Consider the following 26,250-nt stretch of genomic DNA (forward strand, 5'->3'; position numbering starts at 1 on the left):
CTATTGGGTGCGCCAGTGCCTGACAGCAGAAACCCGCAGAAACCCGCAGAAACCCGAAGAGTGAAAGCCAGGTTGGTCAAAAGTAACGTGGATACGCTGCAGGCTATGTCGAAAATCCTGAATATAGCGCTGAAAGATATTGACTATCAGTGGCGGCGCGGAGGGCGTAACCTTTCCCTATCGAATATCGCCTTATGCTCACAGGCGTTTAACGCCTGTCAGGAGAACTACAGATGAAAAATATTGGCTTCTTATCTTTTGGTCACTGGACGCCTTCGTCTCAGTCTGCCACCCGTACCGCGCAGGATGTCTTATTGCAGTCGATCGACCTGGCGGTCGCCGCCGAAGAACTGGGCGCAGATGGCGCTTACTTCCGCGTCCACCATTTTGCCCGCCAGCTGAGCTCGCCGTTTCCGCTGCTGGCTGCCGTGGCCGCGCGCACCAAAAAGATTGAGATTGGCACCGGCGTCATCGACATGCGCTATGAAAACCCACTCTACATGGTGGAAGACGCCAGTTCAGCAGACCTGATCTCCAATGGTCGTCTGCAACTGGGTCTGAGCCGCGGTTCACCGGAGCAGGTGATTGATGGCTGGCGCTACTTTGGCTTTGAACCCAAAGCAGGTGAAAGCGATGCGGATATGGGACGTCGTCACACCGAAGAGTTCCTGGAGGTGCTGCGCGGCGAAGGCTTTGCGAAGCCGAATCCGCAGCCGATGTTCCCGAATCCGCCTGGCCTGCTGCGCCCTGAGCCGCTTTCTGAAGGGCTGCGCGACCGCATCTGGTGGGGCTCCGGATCCAATGCCACCGCAGAGTGGGCAGCAAAAATGGGCATGAACCTGCAAAGCTCAACCCTGAAAGATGATGAAACGGGTGAGCCGTTCCACATTCAGCAGGCGAAACAGATTCGCGCCTATCGTGAGGCCTGGAAAGCAGCCGGGCATCAGCATGCGCCACGCGTCTCTGTCAGCCGCAGTATCTTTGCGCTGGTGAATGATATGGACCGCGCCTATTTTGGCCGCAGCGGTAACGACCAGGATTCGGTCGGTTTTCTGGATGAGAAAACCCGAGCCATCTTTGGCCGCAGCTACGCCGCAGAGCCTGAAGTGCTCATTAAGCAGCTGGCACAGGATGAAGCCATTGCCGAAGCGGATACGCTGCTGCTCACCGTGCCTAACCAGCTCGGTGTCGCCTATAACGCCCATGTTATTGAGGCGATCCTGAAGTATGTCGCCCCGGAACTCGGCTGGCGTTAAGTGACCCAGCGCCCTGGATAAGCAGGGCGCTATCTGGTTTACCTTGTCCGCAAATGATGCGCGTTCGTTGTAATGTCTCTGCAGCCTGTGCGTATCATCACCTTCTGATTCTTTAGCTTTTCCCCTCTGCGTTTATCGCTGGCAGGTTATTCCCGACCTGACAGGGTATTTCTCGCTCACTCACTCACTCTTAGTTAATACCTGCGATTTCTGGAGTGGTGACTTTTCCCTATTTTAGTCACGCCTGCGCCCGGAAGGGAGCCGCATCGACTTAGTCAGCATTTCAGTAAATTCTCTGCTTAAGCCGGTTATTCTCGTTGCTCTTTAAAGATCGGCTCAACGGTTAATGCCTTTCCGTAACTAGTGACCATTGACAATATTGGTCACATGATAACAAAATGGCGGCACTCTCCTGCTTACTGTTGAAGGTCATCTATGCTCAGGTTTATTCCCGCCACCCTGGTTGTTTGTCTGCTGCCACTGGCGCTGGTGGGCTGCCGGGACAACGCGTCCAAAGCGGATCCGCGCACCCAGCCGCCGCTGGTCAGGGTCACGAAAGTTCTCAGCGCTGCGGATGACAGTCGCGCATTCAGCGGCATCGTCGTTGCCCGGGTTCAGAGCGACCTCGGTTTTCGGATATCGGGCAAAATCCTCGAAAGGCTGGTGGACAGCGGCCAGCGTGTGAAGCGTGGTCAGCCGCTGATGCGACTTGACCCGGTCGATCTGCGACTGCAGGCCCAGGCCGCACAGCAGAGTGTTGCCGCTGCGCAGGCACGCGTCAGACAGACCCGTGCCGATGAAGCGCGTTACCACACACTGATGGCAACCGGCGCGGTTTCCGTGTCGGCCTATGACCAGATTCGGGCCGCTGCGGCTACCGCGCTGGCCGATCTGAAAGCCGCGCAGGCGCAGGCCAGCGTGGCGACTAATGCCAGCGGATATGCGCTGTTACTGGCGGATGACGACGGTGTGGTGATGGCAACACTGGCGGAGCCGGGCCAGGTAGTGAGTGCCGGTGAGGCGGTTGTCAGACTGGCCAGAGCCGGGCAGCGTGAGGCGAGCGTTCAGTTGCCGGAGACGCTTCGTCCCGCAGTGGGCAGCGAGGCGCAGGCAACGCTTTATGGTGCGGGCAGTGCGCCCGTGTCAGCCCGGCTTCGGCAACTGGCGGATGCAGCCGATCCGATGACGCGCACCTATGAGGCAAGATTTGTGCTGGAGGGCGCACTGGCCAGCGCGCCACTGGGTGCTACCGTCACAATTTCGTTAACCAATAAACCCATGCAAACGCAGCTGAAGGTGCCACTGGCTGCGATCTATGATGCCGGTAAAGGGCCAGGCGTCTGGGATATTACGGGTCTGCCTGCCACTGTTGCTTGGCGGCCGGTCACGGTGATCGCGATCAGTGACGAGGCGGCGACCGTGACGGGGCAGCTGAATGCAGGCGATCGGATCGTGGCTCTCGGGGCACATCTGTTGCAGCAGGGCGAGCGCGTGCGACCCGATGACGCTGCGGTTGCAGGGAGCCAGCCATGAGCCACGGACGCTTTAATCTGTCAGCACTGGCCGTGCGCGAACGCGCCATCACGCTGTTTCTGATCATCCTGATTACCGTGGCGGGCATCCTGTCCTTTTTCGAACTGGGACGGGCAGAAGATCCGCCGTTCACTGTTAAACAGATGACGATTATCTCCGCGTGGCCAGGTGCGACGGCGCAGGAGATGCAGGATCAGGTGGCCGAACCGCTGGAGAAGCGGCTTCAGGAGCTGCGGTGGTATGACCGCAGCGAAACTTATACGCGGCCTGGCCTGGCGTTCACCATGCTCTCCCTGCAGGACAAAACGCCGCCCTCCCAGGTTCAGGAGGAGTTTTACCAGGCTCGTAAGAAGCTGGGCGATGAGAGCAGAAATCTGCCCGCCGGGGTCATCGGGCCGATGATCAACGACGAGTTCTCTGACGTGACCTTTGCGCTGCTGGCGCTGAAGGCAAAAGGAGAGCCGCAGCGCCTGCTGGTGCGTGAGGCGGAATCACTGCGTCAGCAATTGCTGCATCTGCCGGGTGTGAAAAAGGTCAATATCATCGGCGAGCAGAGTGAGCGCATCTATGTTTCGTTTTCACACGATCGGCTGGCGACGCTCGGTATTACCCCACAGGAAATTTTTGCGGCACTGAACGACCAGAATGTCCTGACGCCTGCGGGCTCGATCGATACTCAGGGACCGCAGGTGTTTATCCGGCTGGAGGGCGCTTTTGATAAGCTGGAAAAAATTCGAGAGACACCGATTGTGGCGCAGGGGAGAAGCCTCAAGCTGGCAGACGTGGCTACCGTGACGCGGGGATATGAAGATCCCGCCACGTTTAAGGCTCGTCATCAGGGTGAACCCGCATTGCTGCTCGGTATTGTGATGCGTGATGGCTGGAACGGTCTGGCGTTGGGCAAGGCACTCGCTGCTGAAACCGTCAGCATAAATCAGGCGATGCCGTTAGGGATGTCACTGACTCAGGTCACGGATCAGTCCGTGAATATCCGCTCAGCGGTCGATGAATTTATGATTAAGTTCGTCGTGGCATTACTGGTGGTGATGGTGGTCTGCTTCGTCAGCATGGGCTGGCGTGTCGGAGTAGTGGTGGCGGCGGCCGTTCCGCTCACCCTGGCGGTAGTATTTGTGGTGATGGAAGCCTCCGGCAAAAACTTTGACCGCATCACGCTGGGATCGTTGATTCTGGCGCTGGGCCTGCTGGTGGATGATGCCATTATCGCCATTGAGATGATGGTCGTGAAGATGGAGGAGGGCTACGACCGCATCAAGGCGTCTGCCTATGCCTGGAGTCATACGGCGGCACCGATGCTGGCCGGAACCCTGGTCACCGCCGTGGGCTTTATGCCCAATGGTTTTGCGCAGTCCACGGCGGGTGAATACACCAGCAATATGTTCTGGATAGTGGGCATCGCCCTGATCGCCTCCTGGATTGTGGCCGTGGTATTTACCCCTTACCTCGGGGTAAAGCTGCTGCCTGACATCAAAACGGTGGAAGGCGGTCACGCAGCCATCTACAACACCCGTAACTACAATCGCTTTCGCCAGCTACTGACCAGCGTGATTGCGCGTAAAGGCTGGGTAGCAGGCGTGGTCATTGTCCTGTTTATCACCGCTGTGCTCGGAATGACGCTGGTGAAAAAACAGTTTTTCCCGACCTCAGACCGGCCTGAAGTGCTGGTTGAAGTTCAGCTTCCCTACGGCAGCGCCATTGAACAGACAGCGGCTGCGGCTGAAAAGATTGAGACCTGGCTTAAACAGCAGCGTGAGGCAAAAATCGTCACCACCTACATTGGTCAGGGACCGCCGCGTTTTTACCTGGCGATGGCACCCGAACTGCCCGATCCCGCCTTTGCCAAGCTGGTCATACTGACCGACAGTCAGGATGCACGCGAGGCGTTAAAAGCGCAGCTTCGCACCGCAATCGCCCGCGGCCTGGTGCCTGAAGCGCAGGTTCGCGTGACACAACTGGTATTTGGCCCTTATTCACCTTATCCGGTGGCGTGGCGCGTGATGGGGCCGGACCCGGTACGCCTGCATGTTATCGCTAATCAGGTGGAAGCCGTACTGCGTGCCAGCCCGATGATGAGGACGGTGAACACCGACTGGGGCGCACCCGTGCCGACACTGCATTTCTCGCTGGATCAAAACCGACTGCAGGCTGTGGGCCTGACCTCCAGTGAAGTCGCCCGGCAGTTGCAGTTTCTGTTGACGGGCGTGCCGGTCACCACCGTGCGGGAAGATATCCGCGCGGTCCAGGTCGTGGGCCGTGCCGCCGGAGATATCCGGCTCGATCCGGCTAAGATTGCTGACTTCACGCTGGCAGGTGCGGCGGGGCAACGTATCCCACTGTCGCAGATTGGTGAGGTGCAGGTGAAAATGGAAGATCCCCTGCTGAGGCGGCGCGACCGTACACCGACCATTACTGTTCGCGGAGATATTGCTGACTCCCTGCAGCCGCCGGATGTCTCCACGGCGCTGAATAAAACTCTGCAACCGATCATCGCAACGCAGCCTGCGGGCTATCGCATTGAACTGGCCGGTGCAATAGAGGAGTCCGGTAAAGCGACACAGGCGATGGCGCCGCTGTTCCCAATCATGATTGCGATCACACTTTTAATCATCATTTTGCAGGTGCGTTCTCTGTCGGCGATGGTGATGGTATTTCTCACCGCACCTCTCGGGCTGATAGGTGTTGTGCCGACGCTGCTGCTGTTCGGTCAGCCGTTTGGTATCAATGCGCTGGTCGGGCTGATTGCCCTGTCGGGTATCCTGATGCGTAACACGCTGATCCTGATAGGGCAGATCCACCATAACGAACAGCAGGGGCTGGCACCTTTTGCTGCGGTGGTAGAAGCGACCGTACAGCGTGCGCGTCCTGTGTTACTGACGGCGATGGCGGCGGTGCTGGCGTTTATTCCACTCACCCACTCGGTGTTCTGGGGAACGCTGGCCTACACGCTGATTGGCGGCACGCTGGGCGGTACCCTAATCACGCTGGTTTTCCTGCCCGCGATGTATGCGATCTGGTTCCGTATTCGTCTGCCAGAGAGTAAAACGGCAGTTGTGAAACCGGCGCTGTCGGAATAGTCTCAGGGTGGCGGTTGCCGCTTCGCTGCTTTTTTTAAGCACAGCGGCGGCCGTCGGTTCATTGTCTTAAGCTTTTGAAGAAGGTGCATAAAAAGGTAAAAGCTATCAAACATATAGGATGAGACAGGTGTGCGATCCTGAAAATCCTCTATAGAGTAGCGATGAAAATACAAAAAAGAGGTGTGACCATGAGCAATTCCGTTGATGAAGATGCAAAAGATGCAAAGCCTATTGTCGAAGCCGATCGCGAAGCGCCTGAGGGCAAATGTCCTTTTCACGCGGGCAAACCACCTCAGTCAAATCAGGCGCCGGGTGGCGGAACAACCAACCGTGACTGGTGGCCGAATCAACTCCGGGTTGACCTGCTGAACCAGCACTCATCCCGTTCGAACCCGCTTGATGAATCCTTCGATTACCGTAAAGAATTTGCCAAATTAGATTACTCTGCGCTGAAAGCTGACATCAAAGGGTTGCTCACCGAATCACAATCCTGGTGGCCCGCTGACTGGGGCAGCTATATCGGTCTGTTTATTCGCATGGCCTGGCACAGCGCCGGAACCTATCGCTCCGTGGACGGACGCGGTGGTTCGGGCCGTGGTCAGCAACGTTTCGCCCCGTTAAACTCCTGGCCTGATAACGTCAGCCTGGATAAAGCGCGCCGTTTACTGTGGCCAATCAAACAGAAATATGGTCAGAAAATCTCCTGGGCCGACCTCTATATTCTGGCGGGTAACGTTGCGCTGGAAAACTCCGGGTTCCGCACCTTTGGTTTTGGTGCCGGCCGTGACGATGTCTGGGAACCGGATATGGATGTGAACTGGGGCGAAGAAGCGGCCTGGCTGGAACACCGTCATCCGGAATCTCTGGCGCAGTCACCACTGGGTGCCACTGAAATGGGTCTGATCTACGTGAACCCGGAAGGTCCGGAACACAGCGGTGATCCTGCTTCTGCGGCCCCGGCTATTCGTGCCACCTTCGGCAACATGGGCATGAACGACGAAGAGATCGTCGCGCTGATTGCAGGTGGTCATACGCTGGGTAAAACCCACGGTGCCGCACCCGCCAGCCACGTCGGTGTCGATCCCGAAACCGCGCCCATTGAAGCGCAGGGTCTGGGCTGGGTTAACAGCCACGGCACAGGTGTCGGTGCAGATGCGATCACCTCTGGCCTGGAAGTCATCTGGTCTCAGACGCCTACCCAGTGGAGCAACTACTTCTTCGAGAACCTGTTCAAATATGAGTGGGTCCAGACGCGCAGTCCGGCGGGCGCTATTCAGTTTGAAGCGGCTGATGCACCGGAAATCATCCCGGATGCGTTTGATTCCACGAAGAAACACAAACCGACCATGCTGGTCACTGACCTGACGCTGCGTTTTGACCCGGAATTTGAAAAAATTTCGCGTCGATTCCACAACGATCCGCAGGCGTTCAACGAAGCCTTTGCCCGTGCCTGGTTTAAGCTGACGCACCGTGATATGGGGCCAAAAGCGCGTTACATCGGTCCGGAAGTGCCACAGGAAGATCTGATCTGGCAGGATCCGCTGCCTGCACCGGTTTATCATCCAACCGTGGCAGATATCGCCCAGCTGAAAGAGAAGATTGCAGCATCCGGTCTCAGCGTCAGCGAGCTGGTGTCAGTTGCGTGGGCCTCGGCATCCACCTTCCGTGGTGGCGACAAGCGTGGTGGTGCCAACGGTGCCCGACTGGCGCTGCTGCCGCAACGTGAATGGCAGGTCAATGCCATCGCGGCACGCGTGTTGCCGACGCTGGAAGCGATCCAGCGCGAAGCACACAAGGCTTCACTGGCGGATGTGATCGTGCTGGCGGGTGTTGTGGGCGTTGAGCAGGCGGCGAAAGCGGCTGGCGTCGCGATTGAGGTTCCGTTCACGCCGGGCCGCGTTGATGCGCGTCAGGATCAGACCGACATCGAGTCGTTCGATCTGCTGAAACCGCGTGCTGATGGTTTCCGCAACTACGGCACTGGCTTTGGCAAAACCACCACTGAAAGTCTGCTGATCGATAAAGCGCAACAGCTGACGCTGACTGTACCGGAGTTAACGGTGCTGGTGGGCGGGATGCGTGCACTGGGTGCTAACTTTGATGGCAGCCAGCACGGTATCTTCACGCACCATGTGGGATCGCTGAACACAGATTTCTTCGTCAATCTGCTGGATATGCGTACCGAATGGAAAGCGACTGATAGCAGCAACGAGCACTTTACCGGACGTGATCGTGTTAATGGAGAAACCCGTTTCACCGCCACCCGCGCCGACCTGGTATTCGGTTCTAACGCGGTGTTACGTGCCTCGGCGGAAGTCTATGCCAGCAGTGATGCCCGTGAAAAATTCGTCAAAGACTTTGTGGCCGCCTGGACCAAAGTGATGAATCTGGATCGGTTTGATATCTGATTGGTAGTAACACGATAAAACGCTGACAAGTGACTGCACCCCAAAAGTTGGTAATCCAACTGAGTAGGGTGCAGTTTTTTTTGCGCGCTATGCTTCTGATGGCAGGTCTGAGGCGATTCTTTTTACTCAGACCTGGTGTGGCAGATAATTACTCGTCCAGTTTCAGCGGCGGCAACTGCGCAAAAATGCTCAGCAGGCCTTCGCCCCAGCCTTTGCGGATCATGTCGAAATAGGGGTGCGTTTCGGTAATCCGGTGCTGCTGCGCGGCACTAAAGCTGTCTTTGGGGTAGGTCATCACATCCAGCGGCAGGCCCACGGAAAGATTACTGCGCAGTGTGGAGTCCATCGAAATCAGTGCACATTGCATCGCCTGATCCAGAGCGGTGTCGTAGTTCAGCACGCGATCAATAATCGGCTTACCATACTTACTCTCACCTACCTGGAAATAGGGCGTGTCGTGCGTGGCTTCAATGAAGTTTCCCTGCGGATAGATGTGGAACAGCCGCAGACCTTCCCCTTTAATCTGTCCGCCGAGCAACAGGTTGCAGCTGAAATCTGTATTGCTGCCCTGATTTGCGCCGCTGTCCCGGGCGATCACTTCTCGCACCGTTTCACCCAGCAAACTGGCGGCATCATACAGGGACGTTACGTTCAGCAGGTTTTCCCGTTCATCGTCTGCGCAGCGACGATGCAGCAGACTGATAATGCTCTGTGTGGTCGCCAGATTTCCGGCACTCTGAATCACCAGCACGCGCTCATCGCTTTGATGAAACACATGCAGTTTACGGAAGGTGGAAATATGGTCCACTCCGGCATTGGTGCGTGAATCTGAAACAAACACCAGGCCAGAGGACAAGCGCATGGCCACACAGTAAGTCATAAAATGGCTTCCTCAGGTATTCAGGATCATTGCGGAACGTCGAGCATGGCAACGGCGGCAACAGTGCGCATGTCTTCGCTTCCTCCACCTAACCGGATACCGCGGACCGGGCATGCATCAAGATAATCTATGCCGATAGCCAGTTTCAAATGCTGATTCGGTTGGCAGGTGTTATTGGTGACATCAAAGCTCTGCCACCGGTCATCCAGCCAGGCTTCCGCCCAGGCATGCATGGCCACATGTGCGGAGTCTTCCGAGTATAGATAACCGCTGACGTAACGCGCCGGGATACCCAGGCTTCGGCAGCAGGCCAGGAAAACATGCGTGTGGTCCTGACATACGCCGGTTTGTGCGGAAAAGGCCTGGGAAGCGCTGTCTTTTACCGTGGTGCTGCCGGGGTTATAGGGCATTTTCAGCAGCAGTTCGCCCATCAGATTGCACAGACTCTCATGCTGTGCCTGCGGCCGGTAGTAACGACTGGCGAAATCGCGGATCGCGCCATCGGCCAGCGTCAGCGGGCTGGTGCGCAGAAACACCAGTGGTGAGAGATGCCCGCAATTATCGTCTTCCGTATTATCTTCAATCTCCACCACGCCGTTGGCGACAATGGTAATGGCCTGATGGGGCTGGTCGAGTGTCAGAACATGCAGGATATTGCCGTAAGCATCCAGCGTGCGGGTGGCGTATTCCGGCAAGGTCAGATCCCACGACAATATCTTCTGATGACTGGAATCCTGCGGCGTAAGGCGAAGATATTGCGTGCTGTGTTTAACCTGTTGCGCATAGCTGTAATGCGTCTGATGCGTGACATTCAGTTTCATTATTGAGCCTCCAGATAGGTTTGATGAATGCACTCAGCGATGGCAGTGGTCTGATCCAGAAACTGCATCAGCCAGGGACTGAGACCCATCTCAACAATTTCGTCCATTTCGGTGAAGCGCAGCTGAGCGTAAAGGGTATGAACGCGACGACGGGGCTGATTACCCGCGCTGCCACCGATCTCATCCAGCTCCTGGGCCATAAGTTCGATGCAGGAAAGCAGAGAACGCGGTAGCTCGCGGCGCAGTATCAACAGCTCGGCAATACCTCTCTGGCTGATTTGCTGCTTATAAAGCGTGTGGAACGCTTCGCGGGCGCTGACTGCACGCAATAGCGTGTCCATCCGGTAGTATTCACGCACCGGATCCTCATCGGCGTTCAACAGCTGATTTTTAGCATCCAGCAGGCGCGCGGTGCTGTCTGCGCGTTCCAGCAGGGTACCGAGGCGGATGAAGTTTTGTGCATCACTGCGCAGCAAGGTGCCAAACATCGCCCCACGGAACAGATGTGAACGCTCTTTGACCCAGTCAAAGAACGCGTCTGCACCGGCAGAACCGACGCCCTGACGGCGGATGAGCTTCATCTCTATCCACGTGGCATTGATGCTTTCCCAGACTTCAGAGGAAAGGCTGCCGCGCACCGCATGCGCATTGTTCCAGGCCATTTGCAGACAACTGAAAATGCTGCTGTGGTTGAAACTGTCCAGTGCGAAGAAATTAAGCAGATTCCCCATCGACGCCTGCGGATAGTGCTCGTCGAACAGATCCCGCGTGCCGGTCATGGTCAGCGGGACCAGTAAATCATTGTTTTCATCGCGTGCGTGGACATCACGGATCGACATCATCGAAAGCTTATTGGTCACGTCCAGCAGGCGTGCAATTGTCTCGGCGCGTTCCAGATAACGTGCCATCCAGTACAGTTCGCTGGCTGTTCTGCTTAGCATGCGTCATCCTCCGTCGCATTTTCTTCCAGTACCCAAGTATCTTTGGTTCCGCCGCCCTGAGAGGAATTCACCACCAGTGAGCCTTCTTCCAGTGCTACACGGGTTAATCCACCTGGTACCAGACGAATTTCGGCGCCGGTCAGCGCAAAGGGCCGCAGGTCGATGTGACGCGGTGCGAGCCCGTTATCGACAAAGGTCGGGCAGGTGGAAAGCGCCAGTGTTTCCTGCGCGATGTAATTTTCCGGTCGAGCGCGCAGCAATTCACGGAAACGTTCAATTTCCGCCTTGCTGGCCTTGGGGCCAATCAGCATGCCGTAACCGCCTGCACCATGAACCTCTTTCACCACCATTTTTTCCAGGTTTGCCAGCACGAAAGAGAGATCGCTCTCTTTGCGGCATTGCCACGTCGGCACGTTATTGAGAATGGGATCCTCAGCAAGGTAGTAGCGGATCATCTCCGGGACGTACGGATAGATCGATTTATCATCTGCCACGCCGGTGCCTATCGCATTCGCCAGCACCACACCACCGGATCGGTAGACTGACAGCAGGCCGGGAACGCCGAGCATGGAATCGGCGCGAAACGCCAGCGGGTCGAGGAAGGCGTCGTCGATACGTCGATAGATCACATCAATCCTGCAGGGACCTGCGGTAGTGCGCATAAACACCGCGCCGTCTTTCACGAACAGATCGACACTTTCAACCAGTTCAACGCCCATTTGTTGAGCGAGGAAGCTGTGCTCGAAATAGGCGCTGTTAAAGCGGCCAGGTGTCAGTACCACAACGGTCGGATCGTTGACGGTGGTGCTTTCGCGCAGGGTTTGCAGTAAGTGAGAAGGGTAGCGGGAAACCGGCGCGATACGCTGCCCGGCAAACAGTTCGGGATATAACCGCATCATCATTTTGCGGTTTTCCAGCATGTAAGAGACACCAGAGGGCGTGCGAAGGTTATCTTCCAGCACGTAATATTCGCCATCGCCTCCCCGCACCATGTCGGTTCCGGCAATGTGGGCGTAAGTATCACGGTGAAGGTCGATACCCTGCATGCACGGCTGATACTGCTCGTTGGCCAGCACCTGTTCAGCGGGGACGATCCCTGCCTTGAGGATCTTCTGGTCATGATAAATATCATGCAGAAACGCATTGAGTGCCTGAACCCGCTGACGAATCCCGCGATCCAGCATCTGCCATTCGCTGGCCGGAATAATACGTGGCACGCTGTCGAACGGGATCAGCCGTTCCGCGCCATCGTCTTCACCATAAACATTAAAGGTAATCCCCACCCGGTGAAACAACAGCGCAGCTTCCTCTTTTTTGCGCTGGACGGCCTGCTGATCGGCTTTCTGCAACCACTGCCAGTAGTCCTGATAATGGCTGCGGTGTTTACCTTCAGCCATCAACATTTCATCAAAAAAGGGTGAATCGGAAAGGTCAATCTTGATCATCATCACCTCACAAACAGGACAGGCTGCAATTGAATCGTTCAATAACACTGACGATCAGGCATAAAGTGTGCCAGGGTGCAAAATGGGCTGAAAATCAGGGAAAAAGGGGCGGTTCTGCCCTGTTCGGGTGCGGCTCGCTTTCAGGTTGTGTGAAAAGAGGGCAAAAACAAGTTGCTTACTTTAAATATGGTCGCTGATGAGGCAATTGCCAGTAATGCCAGGAAACGACGCACTTACCGCAGAGTCCGCTTATCGGCTCCATGTGGATCAATTCAAGCTGCCTTAAGCAACATCTGCTTATGGAGCGCAGCAGAAAAACTCCAGGAATGAGAGATCTGTTGAGCGCGAGCAGCGGACAGTGAGTGAGACTGAAGCGGTAAGATAATTCAGACATTCAGGGCGATTCAGGCTGCAATTTATGTTTATATAAATTTTGAGAATCAGTAGCTAAGAATTTTTAAGAGGGGGAATGTGCGTATTCGACCATCATCACGGCTGATCATTCTTTCGCCTGAAAATCATGTCCTGCTCTTCAGGTTCTGTCATGAAGACGATGCTCTGAGGGGAAAAACATACTGGGCAACGCCGGGAGGAGGGCTTGAAAATAATGAATCTTTCGAGCAGGCCGCTCTACGCGAATTATTTGAAGAGACGGGTTTGACAGGAACATTAACTGGACCAGAAATAGCGTCCCGAACTTTCACAATGATGTTACCCAGTGGAGAGACAGTACTTGCTGATGAGCGGTTCTTTATGGTTAATGCAAATACAGTCGATCTCGATCGCTCAGGATGGAGTAGCAATGAAAAGGAAGTCATTCGCGATTATCATTGGTGGACAATAGAAGAGCTGATACACACCAATGAGACAATTTTTCCACGCGACTTAATCATTAACATACTTCAAAGCAAGCCGGACGGATCGTCGACGTTAACGGCGTCATGATATTCTGAACCTCTTCACTGACGCAAAACTGTCCACGGTTGTAACCCGTCTTTCTTCAATGTCATGACTTTGCTGCTATCAGCCCGTCACATAGCAACAACCGCCGCTTTCAAACATTCATTATGATGAGAATCCTTTCAGAGCCAGGGTTGCCTGAAGAGAAGGGTTATTCAGACTCAAACGCCAAAAAGCAAAAAGCCCGCTTAGTTTCCTAAGCAGGCTTTTCTAATTTGGCTCCTCTGACTGGACTCGAACCAGTGACATACGGATTAACAGTCCGCCGTTCTACCGACTGAACTACAGAGGAATCGTTTGAACGGGGCGCATAGTAACGGCCACGCCGGAGCATGTCAAAGCTCTTTTTAATAAATTCGCGCGACTGCTGAAATAGTCGCCACTATCGCGTGTTATGCCGTGACAGAACGCGCTGCATAGAGCATTCATGCGGAAAAAGAGGCACGGAAAACTGAGGTGTTTATGAGGTGTTCTGATGGTGCAAAGCGCTTGTCAGACTGCTGTGCGCATGATTTAAGCGGATAGTTTTTTACGGCCGTCACAAAGTCTCTATTCTCGCTTTGTCAGCAACAGAAACGAAACGTAGATTTCATTTCAATCCTGAACAGAATATACGGAGTTGACATGAACAAAGTCAGAATCGGCATGATCGGCAGCGGCTATATCGGGCGTTGCCACGCCATTGCCTACGCCCAGGCACCCACCGTCTTCGCGCTGAAAGGCGAAATCGTGCGGGAGATGCTGGCCGAAGTGAATCCTGAGCTGGCGGCCCGACAGGCAGCAACCTTTGGTTTTGCGCGTTCAACCGGCGACTGGCGCGCGCTGGTCAGCGATCCGGCGATTGATGTGGTGGATATCTGCGCGCCTAACTTCCTGCACAAAGAGATGGCGCTGGAGGCGATTCGCCACGGCAAACATGTCTATTCAGAAAAGCCGCTGTCGCTGAGCGTGGCGGACGCGCAGGAGATGGTCGCGGCGGCTGAAGCCGCAGGGGTAAAAACGCTGGTCGGCTTTAACTATATGAAAAACCCCACCAGCCAGCTGGCAAAAGAGATCATTGCCAATGGCGAAATTGGGGATGTGGTGCATTTCTACGGCACCCACAACGAAGATTACCTCGCCAGACCGGAAACCCCGCTCGACTGGCACTGTCAGAAAGCGCTGGCCGGTCTGGGTGCGCTGGGCGATCTGGCGGCGCACATCGTCAATATGGCGCACTACCTGGTCGGTGACATTGCAGAGGTCAGCGGCGACATGATGACGGTAATTACCTCACGGCCCGACCCGAAAGCACCTGAACGGCAGTTACCGGTTGAAAACGAGGATCAGGCCAGCGCGCTGCTGCGCTTCTCGAATGGCGCACATGGCGTGATTGAAACCTCACGCATCGCCTGTGGCGCAAAAATGGGGCTGACCTACGTCGTCACCGGCACCAAAGGCACACTGCGGTATACCCAGGAGCGTATGGCCGAGCTTGAACTTTATCTGCATGACGATCCCGCCGGGCGTCAGGGATTTAAAACCATCCTCACCGGGCCGGCACATCCTGATTACGCGAACTTCTGTGTTTCAGCCGGGCACGGCATCGGATTTAACGATCAAAAAACGGTGGAAATCCGCGATCTGATCAACGGTATCGCGGCGGGTGATCGCATGTGGCCAGATTTCGCAGAGGGATTGCAGGTGCAGAAAGTCCTGGAAGCGATTGCGCACTCCGCAGAGCAGCGTCGCTGGATCGAGGTGTAATGCAGCGTCACAGGTGAGAGGAGATTGCCGCTGCGGTAATGAATGCCGTCGGGCAGGGCGGGAACCTGGGTTTCCCGCCCTGACGTAATCAGATCAAGCCGCTTTTTTCCCACCACAGCTTGTCCAGCGCATAGAACCGATCACGCTGGCTCTCCGGCTGATTGAGATCGCGTTTCCACGGCTTCGCCAGAATATAGTGCAGGTTCTTCACCTCATCATCCTGCCAGAGGCCACGGTGCTGGAAGGGCAGCGTTTTTAACGCATTGTAGATATAAGAGAGCGGTTTCCAGCGTTCCGCGAACACTTCATTCAGCAGATCCTGTTCAGAGAAAGGATAAGCGCTAAGATCATCAATGGCGGCAATACGTTTTTCCAGTGCGTCGAACATTGCGTTGTCAGGCTTCAGCACCAGAAAACCGCCGTTCAGATAATAGTCGACGCTCTCCGGCGCCTGCTCACCGCGTGCCTGCCAGGTGTAATGACACTGCTCTGGCTGCCATTCTGGCGGATAAGAGGCAATCTGGTTGGGATTACAGCGGCAGGCGTGACAGGCAGCCAGCGGGTTTTCACCCAGATCCAGCGTAAACAGCTCATCCATGTTTTTAAGCACCAGCATATCCGCATCCAGGAACACCACGCGCTGATAATCAGTGAGCTGCCATGCGCGCAGCTTGGTCCAGACCTCACCAAACTGCGCCGAGGCGTAATGCTGGTCAAGATCGTCACGCGGATAGAGCGGATCGACCGGTTTAATCACACAGCCTTCATTTTGCAGAATCTGACAGTCAGCGTCTGAAATCGCCGATGTCGTCATCACCACCAGCGGCCACTGGCTCTGGCTCTCTTTCAGCGAACGGTGCAGCGCTTTCACGCCCACCAGATAATCGGGTTGTGTTAACAGCGTTACCCAGGCAAACATAGCTTTCCTCAATCAGTCAAAAAGTGGCGTGATGTAGTCGTTACCCAGTCGGCCCTGCGGGTCGAGCTGGCTGCGCAGGGCGCGGAAAGCGTCCCACTTCGGATAGATCTCACGCCAGTTGTAGCGTTCTTCGTCGTAATACTTGCCCCAGTGCGGGCGTCCACCCTCCTCGGCCAGCAATTTTTCCACTTCAGTCAGGAAGTGCAGCCCTTCCTGAGATAGCGAGCCATCATCGGCGTAATAGACGACAAAGCCGAAAAAGCAGGTGGGCTGGTCAGTTGCCGGGCTGAGCCAGGCTGATGATGCGCCAGTGCAGCGCAGGATAATCGGGTAGTGCATATGCGGACGGTTTTCGGCATACCATTGCTTGATCCGGCGAATAATGGCCGGCGTTTTTGCCAGCGGTACGCCGATTTCCACATTGATCTGGGGGACTGCAATGCCACGGCAGAAGAGCTGGTAGATGTCACCGGTAACATCGGTGAAGTCACGAAAACGGGTAACGGTGCGGAACTGTTTTCCCCCTTTGCCCTCAATCTGAGTATCGCGATGCATATGCGCCAGCGTCTGGTCGATAGTGTCGTTAAGACTCTCATCAACCTCACCCTCATGTTCCACCACCTGACGACCCTGTGCTTCATAGTGCTCACGCTCTTCGGCACTCGCTTCATGGGCGTTCCAGACGTGCATCAGGTTGTCGTCAACAAACCACCACGCTTTACTCAGCGGATAGTCGTTGTTCCAGCGCAACAGATCCTCTTCAAGCGTATCAGCGGACACGGCATTCTTGTGGCAGGTGAAAATGCGAAACGGCTGCGTACGAAGTTTTACCGCAGTAACAATGCCCAGCGCCCCGAGAGAAACCTGCGCGGCCGGGAAGTCAGCTTCACCACGAACAAATTCGCGCACGCTGCCATCGGCCAGCACCATCCGGATTGCCAGCGCCTCATCGGCAATCGAACTCTGCTGCAAACCCTGGCCGTGCGTGCCGGTCGCCATCGCACCGGCCAGCGTCTGAATCGCTATCACACCTGGTGAAGATGCCAGCATGCGGTTCATTTCGGTCAGGCTGCGATAAACCTGCTCAAGCGGGGTCGCGCCACCAAAGGTCACGCTCTCTTCATCGCTGGCGAGCTGGCCACTCAGTGCGCTGAGATCAAGCAGCACATCATCATCAGCGACGTGCAGCATGCGGCCTGGCGACAGCTTGCTGCCAATCACCCGAATCTGACCGCGTGACTCCCGAAGAAGTGTCTGTAATTCCGCTTCACTGGCGGGACGCTGAACCTGCTGACGACGACCGATCTGCGCGTTCTGCGCCCAGTTCCACAGTGCATCATCATCGGGTTTAATATGGGTCTGACGAAGCGGATAGAGGCGTGCGTCTCTGGTCACAACAGTATTCCTTATTATTGCATTTAAAAGACAAGTATCACTAAGCGTAGACTATTGCCAAATGCAGTCAGGAATGCCGGTAATTATTTACGGATGTAACGTAACGTTGCGGTGACAGCCAGCTGACGATTGCGGCGAATACTCTCCGCTTCGCTATTATCAGGGCTAAACAGAGCGTTGAAAGTATAACGGTTCGAAACGTGGTGAACGCAGATGCTACTGATCAGGCGATGAACATCAATGGTCTGCACGCCGGATGTAAACACGCCCTGTTGCTGACCCCGTGCCAGGATATCATCCAGCAGATCCAGCGCACTGCGGTTCAGTGCTTTTATCTGCGCCGACTGGGAAATATAGCGACCGCGCAGCAGGTTCTCACTGCACACCAGCCGGATAAAATCGGGATGCTCGACATGGTAATCAAAACTGGCTTCCACCAGCCGTGTCATAGCCAGCTCTGGCTCCATCGCCGCAAGGTTAAGGCCCGTTTCATGCTGACGTATCTGCTGATAAACCTGTTCCAGCACGTCGATATAAAGCTGTTCTTTACTGCCAAAGTGATAGACCACCATGCGTTTCGTGGTCTGCGCATGCTCAGCAATCTGCTCCAGCCGCGCACCCTGCATACCAAATTCTGCAAACGTCTTAAGTGCGCCGGCAATGATGCGTTTTTTCAGCCCTTCAGGGTCATTTTTACGTTTTGTTAGTTCTGACATGGTGCTCAATAAAGTGATTCTGACCGGGGAATGTTAGCACAGTGTTGAGTGGCTGCCTGCAACCGCAGGCGCAGCAGATGCGGCAACCTGGCACACGCCGGACGATTGCAGGTATAATCCCGGATAGAATTTCACAGCTTCAGAGACGACTCAGAGACCACAATGACAAAACTCACCTTGCAAGAGCAGATGCTGAAAGCGGGATTGGTATCCAGCAAAAAAATGGACAAGGTTCAGCGCACAGCCAAAAAATCCCGGGTTCAGGCGCGCGAAGCCAGAGCCGCGGTGGAAGACAACAAAAAGGCGCAGCTTGAGCGGGATAAGCAGCTGAACGAACAGCAGAAGCTGGCTGTGCTGTCGAAAGAGTACAAAGCCCAGGTCAAGCAGTTGATTGAGATGAACAAAATTGATGTGGCAAAAGGCAACATCACCTTCAACTTTACCGACAATAACCTGATTAAAAAGATCTTGGTGGATAAGCCTACGCAGACGCAGCTGATTAATGGTCGTCTCGCCATTGCCCGCCTGGCTGCCGACGCCTGTGGTGAGAGCCAGTACGCTATCATCCCGGCCAGCGTAGCGGATAAAATTGCGCAGCGTGATGCCAGCGCCATCGTGTTAAACAGCGCATTAAGCGAAGAAGCACAGGACGAAGATGATCCTTATGCTGATTTCAAAGTGCCTGATGATTTGATGTGGTAATTGTATTCTGACCCATTCAGAACGGGCTGGCGGCAGAGAGTTGCATTACCTCGCCGCTGACAGGATGAACAAACGTCAGCCCACTGGCGTGCAGCATCAGCCTTTCTGCCTGTTGGGCGCCCGGCATCAACAGCCCACCGTAAAGATCACAGCCCAGAATCGGGTGCCCCCGCTGCTGACAGTGAATACGAAGCTGGTGGGTGCGTCCGGTTTCGGGCGTCAGCTCAACCCGCGTGACCGGCAACGCGTCTCCCTCACTTCCCTGATAATAACCGCGTTCAGTGACCCGGTAGCGTGACCGCGCGGGTTTGCCCCTGATGGCGCATATCGTCATCCGGGGAAACAACGCCGGATCTTTCGCGATGGCAGCATCAATAACTCCCTCATCATCGGACAGATGGCCGCACAGCAGGGCCTGGTAGGTTTTGCTCACGCTACGCTGGCTGAACTGCTGGCAGAGGGCGGCGTTAATCGCCTTGTTTCGTGCAACAACCATCAGGCCGGATGTGCCGAAGTCGAGCCGATGCACCAGCGTGCAGCCAGGGAAAAGGCTGACCAGCCGGTGATGCACCGAATCAAGATTTTGCGGATTTTTACCTGACAGGCTCAGCAATCCGCCGGGTTTGTTGATCACCAGCAGATGTGCATCCTGAAAGAGAAATGTGATCTCATCAAAGCAGGGTGGGGCGATAAACGTATCGATAATGGCAGACATGGTGCAACCGGCAGACAAAGGGCCGGAGATCATAACCTATTGCCCGGTCACTGACGACGACGGCAGACTTCACCGGGTCTTTATTCTCCCGTAATGGTTTCACCGCTTTGTGTGGCGAGCGACTGGCTGGCCTGATGCGTTCCGAACCCCGCCTGAGCAACAAATACTGAGCATACCGTCGCGGCTAACAACGTGAGAAGAACAGAAAGTTTCATGGCTGCATCCAGTGCTGATAAGGGCAGTCAGTCTGGCAGGAACGGTGACAGAGACAAACAGAACAATCCGGAAAAAAACTTTTAGTACATTTGAACAGCAACTTGCACGATTTTTAGTGATTTATTCGGGCAAGTCTCGCTTTAACGACTACAGTCTCTGGTGAGGTTGTCATCAATTCGTACCAAATGGAGGATTTTCTGTGTTAATTCAAAACGACGAGAAAGGCCACGTCATTATTGGCGAAGCGGCACTAAGCCTTGCCCTGGGTGAGAAAGAAATCAGTATCGCATCACTCTTTACTCAGCTGGGTTTGATGGCGAAATCTGAAAGCAACGCTGATCGACTGGAGAAAATCGACAAAGCCAGAAACTGGCTGAGTAGTTTTACTTCACCAGCGGTTGCCCAGCAGCAGGTGCCGTACCTGCGAACGCTTGCAGGCCTGAACGAAGAGCTGAACTAGCCCCGATAGAACTGACGCCAGTGGACGTAGTCCGGCTCCGGCCGGAAAACGACGAAGCGGACGACCTCAACGGTTGCGCGAGAGCGTATACCGGCCGGAGATAATGTCAGGGACGACACTTCTCCTGCCCTCAAAAACTGCACCTGTGATCGCGACATTATCCCTTTCTACTACAACCTCCCAGATCCCTTTCTGCCTGCAAACCGCCAGCCTGATACAAATCAGGCGAGAGACACATCGCACCCGCCGTCCAGCCAGATTGTATCGCTGCCATAATATTCAACACCTTCACGTCGTGCCTGCGGCGGCCGTTGCTGTAGGCTTTCTGTTTATCGACTGTCTTGTTGTCTGAAGATAATGACTATTTCAGCCAGCCTCGTTGTGACAAGGCTGGCTGAATTAACGTGCAGAACAGATTGACGCGTTGCTACGGGTTAAAAACTCTCCCAGCTGGCGTCTGCGGATGCCGCCACAGGCACAGCAGGTACTAAACGTGGCGTCAGAACCGGAGTTCGGGTTTGCACGGCAGAGAGACGGAACACAGCCACTGTTTTTTCCAGTTCATCTGCCTGCGACTCCAGAGAGCTGGCTGCAGCGGAAGACTCTTCAACCAGCGCGGCGTTCTGTTGCGTGGTGGTATCCATTTCGGCCATGGCCGTGGCAATCTGAGAAATGCCGCGGTTTTGCTCGTCAGATGCGGCAGCAATCTCACCCATAATGTCTTTAACCTGACTGACTGAGCGAACGATGTCATTCATCGTGGTGCCGGCGCGTTCAACAAACGCAGAGCCATCCTGCACCCGGTCAAGTGACTCGCGAATCAGCGTTTCAATCTCTTTAGCGGCCAGCGAGCTGCGCTGGGCCAGATTTCTCACTTCACCTGCAACCACCGCAAACCCGCGCCCCTGTTCACCGGCGCGTGCCGCTTCCACGGCAGCGTTGAGTGCCAGGATGTTAGTCTGGAAAGAGATGCTATTGATGACGTGAATGATTTCGCCAATTTTCCCTGAACTCTGGCTGATGCTGTCCATGGTGACGATAACATCACGGATAATCTCACCACCGCGTCCGGCATTCACCGACGCATCGGTCGCCAGCTGACTTGCATGGTGGGCGTTCTCCGCATTCTGTTTCACCGTCGAGGAGAGCTCTTCCATACTGGCAGCTGTCTGAACCACGGCGGCAGACTGCTGCTCAGTGCGCGATGACAGGTCGGTGTTGCCTGCGGCAATTTCTGCCGAAGCGCGCGCCACGCTGCTGACGCCATCGCGCACGTTGGTGATGATGTTCTGCAGGCTGATGTTCATTGCATCTACCGCCTGCATCAACTGACCCAACTCATCGCCACGCGTGGTTTTCAGCGAGGTTGTTAAATCCCCGCTGGCGATACGCTGCGCGGCATTCAGTGTCTCTTTCAGGGGCTGCGTAATGCTGCGGGTGATCCGCCAGGCAATCAGCAGGCTCAGAATGGCACAAATCAGCGCGGCAAACGCAATACGCCACTCCGCCTGTTTAATGAACTCTGCAGAAAGCTGAGACTGGAACGCAAAGGTGTCAGAGACTGCCGCATTGAGCCGTTCAGCAGCAGCAGTCAGGCTCGCAGATTCGCCTTTTTCTTTCTCTGAAGCATCGATATAGCGCGTTAAAGCCTGGCGCTGCTGCGCAAGCGTGTTAAGTAAGTTTCGCGTGCCATCACTGATGGTGGGCTGAGCAAAAATGTCCAGCTGCTCACTCAGCGTATTAATCGCAGTGTATTCTTCCAGGACCGCATCTCTGCTGGTCTCTGTGGGTTTATCCAGAAACGCTTTTTCAACATTGGCGGCATCAAACAGTGCGGCAGCCAGATGCATGACGGGAAGGGCCGCATCCGGTGACTGAGCCATATCGAGCGATTCAAACTGATGTGCAAAACCGATCAGGGCACCGGGTTTAATCGCATCGAGAGCGGCGGAGGTTGCTTCTGCGGATGCCACAAATTTCTCACGCTGGCTCTTGTAGTCGTTGAGCAGCTGTCCCATCAGGGTGATTTTCTGCTGACCAATCTCATCCCATTTGAATCCATCCAGCCGTTTATAAAGCGCTTCTAAATCCTTCAGGGCCTGAACGTTCTGTGACGCAAATTTGGGATCTTTGGTGTACTGGTAGAGGGTACGGTTAAGACGTGCTTTGCCTAAGGTGTTAACCATTTCCACGGTAATTGAGCGCCGGGCAGAGTTGTCTTTGATACTGCGAAAACAGTCAAAAGCCATAAAGGTAATGGCAAGCGAGGCAGCGATAAGGACGATAAAGCCGGCACCCAGTTTTTTTCCGATTTTAATATCAGAGATACGTTGAGAAAGACCCATGAGGTTCACCTTTAATGAGGTTCAGAAGCAGAAGAAAAGGAAAAAAAGTTAAATAATGCCAAAGATGATCTTTATATCGTCAGGGTGAAAATAACCTTTAATTTTATTTATAATTGCATGAGGGGCTAATGAGTTGGCTTTTTATTGTTAATGTTGAAATTATTTGCCTTCTAATAATTTCAGGCATGATTGCAAGCTTCTGATTAATAAAATAAAAATTTATAATTATATGGAGTTGAATTGTATTTATTTGATCCTGATCAAAATTATTTTATGAAAGTATGGATCAAAAGCGATAACGGTTTACAAAGGGAAAGTGCAGGATTTTGCTAATGTTTTGATTAAGCAGTCAGATATAAACAGCTTTATTCATGAGCAATGCTATTTGCCACGCGCACTATCCTATAAAGTAGAAATCCGGTTCTCAATAGTGAGCACAAAATATGCCAGATTACTGTTTCTACACGCAGGGAAAACAGACCATTGCCCTGGCAAGGTCAGATATGAACCGCGCCAGCGAGTTGCTTGTCCGGGGGTTTATAAAAGAGGCTGAAGAAGTGCGTGCTCCTGATGAAAAGCAGGCCGCTGCGCGCTTTGCAAATATCAGAAAAGAGAATGCCATTGATCGGCATAACTTTCTGGCCGGCGCGGGAACAATGCCGTTGATTGGCGTGCTCACAGCGTTGGCTGCCTTTCTTTTCTGGCGTAAAAAATAATCCTGATTCTCCGCAGTTCTTCAAAAAACAGTCGGCCGACGCCCTGACGCTATCGGGCACAGCATTATCACAGGAAGCTGTGCCAGGCGTTAACCCGCCAGCGTCTCTTAATATGGTGGGGTTGTCTCGCTGGAACAAAGAATGAACACCCACGTCCGTCGAGAATCTTCATTATCTGTCAGGCGATCATCTTCATCCTGAATGACTCCGTATTTACGCAGATTCCCCTTTCCAACCACTCTGCTAAACATTCTTACAGATATTATTCATGCCTTCAGATTGATGTGACAGTGATTAGTTTGTTTAAAATTTAAATCACATTAAGGTTAGTCAGGTGTCACCGAAAAATTACGCTGATTTTTATCTCAGACCGTATTCAGTTATCGACTAATAAAATTAGCGATCTCACTAAAAATTCAGTATGGTCTGAACGTTATCCTACATTCCCCCTCCATTCTTTAGTTCCATCCCTAATCGGCTCAGGCATGCAGAAATAAAATTTTCAGTATTTTGTACGCTAGTTATTCCATGGAATAAAAAGCGAATTGAAAATCCGACACCAATAGCGCTCAACTTCAGCGTAACGCTGAATAGGTTATTTCTCATTAGTGCCATCCTGTCAAAAAGTAATAGAGCTGCCCGGCAGAAAAACTGCCGGTAACTTTTATTTAAGGGCACACACAGGCAATCGCCGCCCCGCCTCTGTTTCTGTCACCTGAAGTGGGGAGGCTTATTATTATTTAATGATTAATAACAGAGGGTCTTTATCTAATACGAGGTTGTCGCGTTCCGCCCAGCCTCTGAGCTTGCCGGGGTTAAGTAATCCTTCAGGATCAAGACACTTCTTAACAGAAACGACGTCAGGTTTAATCTCTCCCTGTTTACCATCCTCAATATGATAAACATGTGGGTTATTTATTTTTACGTCATTGTCACGGAAGGTTGTCATTATTTCATTCAGTCTTTCTTCGGTTGAATAACGCACAAGTTGCAAACCGCTTGCGGTAATATTGCCATCATTGTCACGCAGGAATTCAATATGCGAAATAACCTCATCACCGAACAACGCTGCCATATCGATAATCTGCTGACGATAACAGGTGTGATTAAACGCTGTCTGTAAATATGTCAGAGAGCTGTCAACTTTAAGTGCGTGCAGCGTGGTGTGGTTCCAGCAATACTCCATCAGCGACGCGTTAGCCTCACGCGCTTCGTCGGCCGGCTGGCGCAGGGCGCTCTGACCGCGGTATTTTTCCAGCAGATGCGCGCAAAATCCTTCGCTTTCCTGCGCGATCACACTGATTACCGCATGCTGGCTGGCCTGATAGCGTCCGTTCAGGTGACTGAAATAAGAGGGGATTGGCGCGGCGAACAGCGCGAGCTGGCGTTTTGCCAGCCCCGGCGAACGGGCAAAGGCATTGGCATAATCCAGCGCGTCGGTGAAATCATCAAACACGTCCAGCCTCTCAATCCACTGATGGACCGGTGCCAGTGCCAGCGCCACCTCAAGCACAATACCGTTGCTGCCATAGGCATGATGCAGCAGCAATGCCTGTGGCGCGGGCACCTGCAGAATGCGTGGTTCGGCTTCCATCGTCATGACTTTTACGCTGAGCACATTGCCGGGCGCGCCGAGTGGGCCGTAGTTAATGGAGCCGATACCGCCAAATCCGCCGCCGTAAAGGCCGCCCAGACTGGCGAGCCGGTAGGTGGAAGGCATGCAGCGCAGTTCCCATCCTGTTGGCCGGGTCAGGGTTTCAATCTCCGCCAGCCGGATCCCAGCCTGCGCCCGTACCACGCCGTTGCCCAGTTCACATACCTGATTGAATCCGGTCATATCGACCAGAATGCCGCCCTCCAGTGGCACCAGCTGGCCGTAGTTGCCGGTCGCGCCGCAGCGCAGGATCAGCGGCAACTGATGCTGAACACAGGCTTTCACCAGTAATCTCAGCTCTTCTTCGCTGCGCGGCCTGACCACGGCATCGGCCTGTTTGTCTTCCAGTTGCCGCTTAAGCACCGGGCTGAACCAGTGAAAATCACGGGAAAGGCGTTTGACCTTCGGCGCCTGTAAAGTCCAGTCCAGATCAGGCAGCGCCTGCAGAATCAGGGCGAGCGCCTGTTGACGTTGTTCACTGTCCATAATCTTCCTGCCTAAAGATGAATGAGGTTAATGAGATTGCACGGCTTCGCTTTCATGCCAGGCACTCAGCACGCGTCGGGAAATCCAGGACATCGCGCCAAAGAGTGCAATGCCGGTGAGTGAAATAAGCAGCAGAGCGGCAAACATCAGCGGGATGTCCAACTGATAGCCCGCCTGCAATATCTGGTAGGCCAGGCCGGTATTATTGCCGCCGGTGCCGGCCACAAACTCAGCCACCACCGCACCAATCAGTGACAGACCGCTGGAAATGCGCAGTGCGCCGAAGAAATAGGGCAGAGCGGAGGGAATGCGCAGGCGAATGAGGATTTGCAGACGGCTGGCGTGATTCAGCTGAAAATAGCTCAGCAGCCCCGGCGATACGCTGCGAAGCCCCTGTGTGGTATTGGAAATAATCGGGAACACCGCCATCAGCGTTGAACACACCACCAGCGACAATGTGGTGTCTTTGACCCAGATGATGATCAACGGCGCGATGGCGACGATCGGCGTCACCTGCAGGAACACGATGTAGGGAAACAGCGCGGTTTCAATAAAGCGGTTCTGTACCAGTACGAACGCCACGACTGCACCGATGACAATCGACAGTAAAAATGAAATCAGGGTGATTTTCAGGGTGAACAGCAGCGACGTCATCAGCGAACCGCAATGTGTCCACAGGCTTTGCAGCATCACCACCGGTGACGGCACCAGAAACTGAGGGATGTTGAAATAGCTCACCCAGCCTTGCCATAGCAAAATGACCACCACGGCGACTACCGCCGGATAGAGCACTTTGCGAAACGTGGGGTTGTTGATCCACGGAGAAGCATTTTGCGTTTTCATA

General features: G+C 54.2%; 21 protein-coding genes and 1 tRNA gene. 9 read left to right on the forward strand and 13 right to left on the reverse strand.

What is annotated here, in order from left to right; genetic code table 11:
- Window positions 1-233 precede the first annotated feature (233 nt).
- The 4 genes from EE896_RS07060 (at window position 234) to katG (ending at window position 8,289) form a co-directional block, all read left to right on the forward strand.
- Window positions 234-1,256: an LLM class flavin-dependent oxidoreductase gene (locus EE896_RS07060; RefSeq protein ID WP_004571347.1), complete on the forward strand. Its 1,023-nt coding sequence runs from the start codon at window positions 234-236 to the stop codon at window positions 1,254-1,256.
- A 435-nt stretch (window positions 1,257-1,691) separates the two neighbouring features.
- Window positions 1,692-2,789, forward strand: coding sequence for an efflux RND transporter periplasmic adaptor subunit (locus tag EE896_RS07065; protein WP_140916224.1), 1,098 nt, complete (start codon window positions 1,692-1,694; stop codon window positions 2,787-2,789).
- Complete coding sequence (locus EE896_RS07070) at window positions 2,786-5,881, forward strand: efflux RND transporter permease subunit (RefSeq protein ID WP_140916223.1); 3,096 nt, start codon at window positions 2,786-2,788, stop codon at window positions 5,879-5,881. Before EE896_RS07065 ends, EE896_RS07070 begins: the two co-directional genes overlap by 4 nt.
- A 188-nt stretch (window positions 5,882-6,069) precedes the next feature.
- Window positions 6,070-8,289: a catalase/peroxidase HPI gene (gene katG / locus EE896_RS07075; RefSeq protein ID WP_004571350.1), complete on the forward strand. Its 2,220-nt coding sequence runs from the start codon at window positions 6,070-6,072 to the stop codon at window positions 8,287-8,289.
- A 148-nt stretch (window positions 8,290-8,437) separates the two neighbouring features.
- Here the strand turns inward: katG and EE896_RS07080 are convergent, their stop codons facing one another.
- From EE896_RS07080 to EE896_RS07095, 4 genes are read right to left on the reverse strand one after another with little or no spacing between them, the layout of a single operon-like run.
- On the reverse strand, window positions 8,438-9,169 hold the full coding sequence (locus EE896_RS07080; RefSeq protein ID WP_039659863.1) for a proteasome-type protease: 732 nt from the start codon (window positions 9,167-9,169) through the stop codon (window positions 8,438-8,440).
- A 26-nt stretch (window positions 9,170-9,195) separates the two neighbouring features.
- Window positions 9,196-9,990 carry a transglutaminase family protein gene (locus EE896_RS07085; RefSeq protein WP_004571352.1) on the reverse strand — a complete coding sequence of 265 codons (795 nt, stop codon included), beginning with the start codon at window positions 9,988-9,990 and terminating at the stop codon, window positions 9,196-9,198.
- The gene (locus tag EE896_RS07090) at window positions 9,990-10,931 is read right to left on the reverse strand and encodes an alpha-E domain-containing protein (protein ID WP_039659865.1); all 942 of its coding nucleotides are present in this window, start codon (window positions 10,929-10,931) and stop codon (window positions 9,990-9,992) included. Before EE896_RS07090 ends, EE896_RS07085 begins: the two co-directional genes overlap by 1 nt.
- Entirely contained in the window at window positions 10,925-12,376 is a 1,452-nt protein-coding gene (locus tag EE896_RS07095; protein WP_004571354.1) for a circularly permuted type 2 ATP-grasp protein, read from the reverse strand. Before EE896_RS07095 ends, EE896_RS07090 begins: the two co-directional genes overlap by 7 nt.
- A gap of 471 nt (window positions 12,377-12,847) precedes the next feature.
- Here EE896_RS07095 and EE896_RS07100 point away from each other — a divergent pair, with 471 nt between their 5' ends.
- Window positions 12,848-13,321, forward strand: coding sequence for an NUDIX hydrolase (locus EE896_RS07100; protein WP_033762056.1), 474 nt, complete (start codon window positions 12,848-12,850; stop codon window positions 13,319-13,321).
- A gap of 231 nt (window positions 13,322-13,552) precedes the next feature.
- Here EE896_RS07100 and EE896_RS07105 read toward each other — a convergent pair.
- A tRNA-Asn gene (locus EE896_RS07105) sits at window positions 13,553-13,628 on the reverse strand.
- 332 nt (window positions 13,629-13,960) lie between these two features.
- Here EE896_RS07105 and EE896_RS07110 point away from each other — a divergent pair.
- Entirely contained in the window at window positions 13,961-15,082 is a 1,122-nt protein-coding gene (locus EE896_RS07110; RefSeq protein WP_004571355.1) for a Gfo/Idh/MocA family protein, read from the forward strand.
- Between the two features lie 88 nt (window positions 15,083-15,170).
- Here EE896_RS07110 and EE896_RS07115 read toward each other — a convergent pair whose 3' ends face one another.
- The 3 genes from EE896_RS07115 to EE896_RS07125 form a co-directional block, all read right to left on the reverse strand.
- A complete protein-coding gene (locus EE896_RS07115; protein WP_004571356.1) occupies window positions 15,171-16,001 on the reverse strand; it encodes a glycosyltransferase family 8 protein in 831 nt (276 codons plus the stop codon).
- A 12-nt stretch (window positions 16,002-16,013) separates the two neighbouring features.
- Entirely contained in the window at window positions 16,014-17,396 is a 1,383-nt protein-coding gene (locus EE896_RS07120) for a D-arabinono-1,4-lactone oxidase (protein WP_004571357.1), read from the reverse strand.
- An 83-nt stretch (window positions 17,397-17,479) separates the two neighbouring features.
- Window positions 17,480-18,112: a TetR/AcrR family transcriptional regulator gene (locus EE896_RS07125; RefSeq protein WP_008926027.1), complete on the reverse strand. Its 633-nt coding sequence runs from the start codon at window positions 18,110-18,112 to the stop codon at window positions 17,480-17,482.
- Between the two features lie 162 nt (window positions 18,113-18,274).
- Here EE896_RS07125 and EE896_RS07130 point away from each other — a divergent pair, with 162 nt between their 5' ends.
- Complete coding sequence (locus tag EE896_RS07130; RefSeq protein WP_004571359.1) at window positions 18,275-18,814, forward strand: DUF2058 domain-containing protein; 540 nt, start codon at window positions 18,275-18,277, stop codon at window positions 18,812-18,814.
- Window positions 18,815-18,830: 16 nt separating this feature from the next.
- Here the strand turns inward: EE896_RS07130 and EE896_RS07135 are convergent, their stop codons facing one another.
- The gene (locus EE896_RS07135; RefSeq protein WP_033762058.1) at window positions 18,831-19,529 is read right to left on the reverse strand and encodes an RluA family pseudouridine synthase; all 699 of its coding nucleotides are present in this window, start codon (window positions 19,527-19,529) and stop codon (window positions 18,831-18,833) included.
- Window positions 19,530-19,609: 80 nt separating this feature from the next.
- Window positions 19,610-19,744 carry a hypothetical protein gene (locus EE896_RS22765; RefSeq protein WP_255348850.1) on the reverse strand — a complete coding sequence of 45 codons (135 nt, stop codon included), beginning with the start codon at window positions 19,742-19,744 and terminating at the stop codon, window positions 19,610-19,612.
- A gap of 200 nt (window positions 19,745-19,944) precedes the next feature.
- On the opposite strand from EE896_RS22765, the gene EE896_RS07140 reads away from it, so the two are divergent.
- Window positions 19,945-20,205, forward strand: coding sequence for a hypothetical protein (locus EE896_RS07140; protein WP_004571361.1), 261 nt, complete (start codon window positions 19,945-19,947; stop codon window positions 20,203-20,205).
- A 434-nt stretch (window positions 20,206-20,639) separates the two neighbouring features.
- Here EE896_RS07140 and EE896_RS07145 read toward each other — a convergent pair whose 3' ends face one another.
- Window positions 20,640-22,550, reverse strand: a complete 1,911-nt coding sequence (locus tag EE896_RS07145; RefSeq protein ID WP_140916222.1) for a methyl-accepting chemotaxis protein — start codon at window positions 22,548-22,550, stop codon at window positions 20,640-20,642.
- Window positions 22,551-22,993: 443 nt separating this feature from the next.
- On the opposite strand from EE896_RS07145, the gene EE896_RS07150 reads away from it, so the two are divergent.
- Window positions 22,994-23,266, forward strand: coding sequence for a hypothetical protein (locus tag EE896_RS07150; protein WP_140916221.1), 273 nt, complete (start codon window positions 22,994-22,996; stop codon window positions 23,264-23,266).
- Between the two features lie 736 nt (window positions 23,267-24,002).
- Here EE896_RS07150 and EE896_RS07155 read toward each other — a convergent pair.
- On the reverse strand, window positions 24,003-25,406 hold the full coding sequence (locus EE896_RS07155; protein ID WP_140916220.1) for an FAD-binding oxidoreductase: 1,404 nt from the start codon (window positions 25,404-25,406) through the stop codon (window positions 24,003-24,005).
- A gap of 27 nt (window positions 25,407-25,433) precedes the next feature.
- A complete protein-coding gene (locus tag EE896_RS07160; protein ID WP_004571365.1) occupies window positions 25,434-26,249 on the reverse strand; it encodes an ABC transporter permease in 816 nt (271 codons plus the stop codon).
- Window position 26,250 lies beyond the last annotated feature (1 nt).

This window comes from Pantoea eucalypti (genome assembly GCF_009646115.1).
Taxonomy (GTDB): domain Bacteria; phylum Pseudomonadota; class Gammaproteobacteria; order Enterobacterales; family Enterobacteriaceae; genus Pantoea; species Pantoea eucalypti.

Coding starts and splice junctions, on each gene's coding strand:
- EE896_RS07115 (WP_004571356.1), bottom strand. CDS start 16,001: ATGTTTGCCTGGGTAACGCTGTTAACACAACCCGATTATCTGGTGGGC.
- EE896_RS07150 (WP_140916221.1), top strand. CDS start 22,994: ATGCCAGATTACTGTTTCTACACGCAGGGAAAACAGACCATTGCCCTG.
- EE896_RS07110 (WP_004571355.1), top strand. CDS start 13,961: ATGAACAAAGTCAGAATCGGCATGATCGGCAGCGGCTATATCGGGCGT.
- EE896_RS07090 (WP_039659865.1), bottom strand. CDS start 10,931: ATGCTAAGCAGAACAGCCAGCGAACTGTACTGGATGGCACGTTATCTG.
- EE896_RS07160 (WP_004571365.1), bottom strand. CDS start 26,249: ATGAAAACGCAAAATGCTTCTCCGTGGATCAACAACCCCACGTTTCGC.
- EE896_RS07145 (WP_140916222.1), bottom strand. CDS start 22,550: ATGGGTCTTTCTCAACGTATCTCTGATATTAAAATCGGAAAAAAACTG.
- EE896_RS07125 (WP_008926027.1), bottom strand. CDS start 18,112: ATGTCAGAACTAACAAAACGTAAAAATGACCCTGAAGGGCTGAAAAAA.
- EE896_RS07095 (WP_004571354.1), bottom strand. CDS start 12,376: ATGATCAAGATTGACCTTTCCGATTCACCCTTTTTTGATGAAATGTTG.
- EE896_RS07080 (WP_039659863.1), bottom strand. CDS start 9,169: ATGACTTACTGTGTGGCCATGCGCTTGTCCTCTGGCCTGGTGTTTGTT.
- EE896_RS22765 (WP_255348850.1), bottom strand. CDS start 19,744: ATGAAACTTTCTGTTCTTCTCACGTTGTTAGCCGCGACGGTATGCTCA.
- EE896_RS07085 (WP_004571352.1), bottom strand. CDS start 9,990: ATGAAACTGAATGTCACGCATCAGACGCATTACAGCTATGCGCAACAG.
- EE896_RS07155 (WP_140916220.1), bottom strand. CDS start 25,406: ATGGACAGTGAACAACGTCAACAGGCGCTCGCCCTGATTCTGCAGGCG.
- EE896_RS07130 (WP_004571359.1), top strand. CDS start 18,275: ATGACAAAACTCACCTTGCAAGAGCAGATGCTGAAAGCGGGATTGGTA.
- EE896_RS07065 (WP_140916224.1), top strand. CDS start 1,692: ATGCTCAGGTTTATTCCCGCCACCCTGGTTGTTTGTCTGCTGCCACTG.
- katG (WP_004571350.1), top strand. CDS start 6,070: ATGAGCAATTCCGTTGATGAAGATGCAAAAGATGCAAAGCCTATTGTC.
- EE896_RS07060 (WP_004571347.1), top strand. CDS start 234: ATGAAAAATATTGGCTTCTTATCTTTTGGTCACTGGACGCCTTCGTCT.
- EE896_RS07070 (WP_140916223.1), top strand. CDS start 2,786: ATGAGCCACGGACGCTTTAATCTGTCAGCACTGGCCGTGCGCGAACGC.
- EE896_RS07135 (WP_033762058.1), bottom strand. CDS start 19,529: ATGTCTGCCATTATCGATACGTTTATCGCCCCACCCTGCTTTGATGAG.